We start from the raw sequence: 1777 nt of genomic DNA, 5'->3' as shown, positions 1-1777 counted from the left end.
GATCAACCGCGTCGGCATCCGCATCCAGGACATCTTCGACGAGAACATCCTGCGGCAGAAGGTCGAAGCGGCCCTCGACCAGAAGAACCACCTGCTCGTCAAGGTCTTCAACCGCCGCGCCATCGACGCCGACGAGGTCGTCGAGTCGCTGCTGTCCTTCGCCGACCGCCTGCGCGGTCCTGCTGCACGTCCTGCCGCCGGCGTACTCGCCCGCCTACGACTTCGGGGCCGCGGCTGTCCTGCCCATCGCCTCGCTCACGGTCGGCGGCACCTGCTCCGTCGCCCGGATCGTCCGCCGGGAGACCGCGGTCATCCTCGAGCAGGACTACATGCGGACGGCGCGCGGCTGGCGGCTGCCGGCGCTCTCGATCTACGCGAAGCACATGCTGCCGAACCTGCTCACGACGGCGCTGACCCTCTCCGGCATCATCCTGACCGCCCTGCTCGGCTCCGCGCTCATCACCGAGGCGGTGTTCGCCTGGCCCGGTCTCGGCGGAGTGATCGTGCAGGCGATCGCGGTCGACAAGGACTACCCGGTGATCCGCGCCGCGGTCTTCGTGATCGGGCTGATCTCCCTGGTGATCACCCTCGTCATCGACATCATCCTGGGTCTCATCGACCCGCGCACCCTCGGGGAGAAGCGTGGCTGACACCATCACCGCCGTCCGTGCCGCGACCGTCGACGGTCCGGTCCGCCCGCGGGCCTTCGCCTGGAACGCCGGCCTCGTCGTCGGGCTCGCGATGTTCGGCCTCATCCTCGTGGTGGCCGTCGTCGCGCCGTTCGTGCTCGGCGGGCAGGCCACCGGCATCGGCGGCACCGCCGGACTCGGATCCACCGCCGCGCACCCCCTCGGCACCGACACCCTCGGTCGGGACATGCTCGCCCGGACGCTCGTCGCCACGCGCGCCACCGTGCTCATGGCCCTCGCCGCGACCGCCCTGTCCGCCGTCGTCGGCATCGCACTCGGCATCGGCGTGTGGCTCGCGCCCCGGCGGCTCCGCGAGTTCGGCCTCCGCGCCATCGAGTTCGCCGTCAGCTACCCGACGATGCTCGTCGCGATCATCGTCGCGGCGATCCTCGGTCAGGGCATGGTCCAGGTGGTGGTCGCCATCGCCGTCGCCAACATCGCCGGGTTCGCCCGGCTGACCGCGAACCTCGCCGCGAAGATCTCCACCAGCGAGTACGTCACCACGGCTCGGCTGATGGGGGTCCCGGCACATCGCGTGGCGGTCCGGCACGTCCTGCCGAACATGGCCGAGCCGACCCTGATCCTCATCGCCGGCGCCTTCTCCGGGGCGCTCGTCGAGATCTCCGGCCTGTCCTTCATCGGGCTCGGCGCGCAGACCCCGGCGTTCGACTGGGGAACCCTGCTGAACGACGGCCTCGACCGCATCGTGGTGAACCCGGTCGTCATCGTCGGGCCGGCCGTCGCGCTGACCTTCGCCGCGGAGGCGAGCACGCCGAACTCGGAGAGCGGCATGAGGTGCGCGAGGACCGGCGAGATCAGGGAGCTCACGACGAGCTGCATCGACCACACGACGACGTACAGGAGCCCGCGGCCGAAGAGCACCGAGGCGCCCTTCTGCACGGCGGTGCTGCCCGTGTCCGGCACGGCGTGCGCGGCGGCCTCGACCGCGGCGGCCGCCTCGCCCGCCTCGACTGCGGCGGCCTGGGCGCTCGCCGTGGGAGCGGCACCGGGAGCGGAGGCGGCGGTGGGGGGAGCGGTGGCGGCGTAGAGCGGGGAGTCCGCGGCGTGGCGGGCCTCGCGACGGGTCT

General features: G+C 72.0%; 2 protein-coding genes and 1 pseudogene. All 3 read left to right on the top strand.

The genetic code is table 11. From position 1 onward, the window contains the following. Window positions 1–175 (top strand): annotated as a pseudogene (locus I5E_RS24885) (adenylosuccinate synthetase); the annotation flags it as partial. 4 nt (window positions 176–179) lie between these two features. After that, window positions 180–650: an ABC transporter permease subunit gene (locus tag I5E_RS18840; RefSeq protein ID WP_083858060.1), complete on the top strand. Its 471-nt coding sequence runs from the start codon at window positions 180–182 to the stop codon at window positions 648–650. Further along, on the top strand, window positions 643–1737 hold the full coding sequence (locus I5E_RS23005) for an ABC transporter permease (protein ID WP_022908358.1): 1095 nt from the start codon (window positions 643–645) through the stop codon (window positions 1735–1737). The genes I5E_RS18840 and I5E_RS23005 overlap by 8 nt, the downstream gene beginning before the upstream one ends. The last annotated feature ends 40 nt before the right edge of the window (window positions 1738–1777 follow it).

The organism is Curtobacterium sp. B18, assembly GCF_000333375.1.
Lineage (GTDB): Bacteria > Actinomycetota > Actinomycetes > Actinomycetales > Microbacteriaceae > Curtobacterium.
This window is presented reverse-complemented; position numbering and strand designations above follow the sequence as displayed.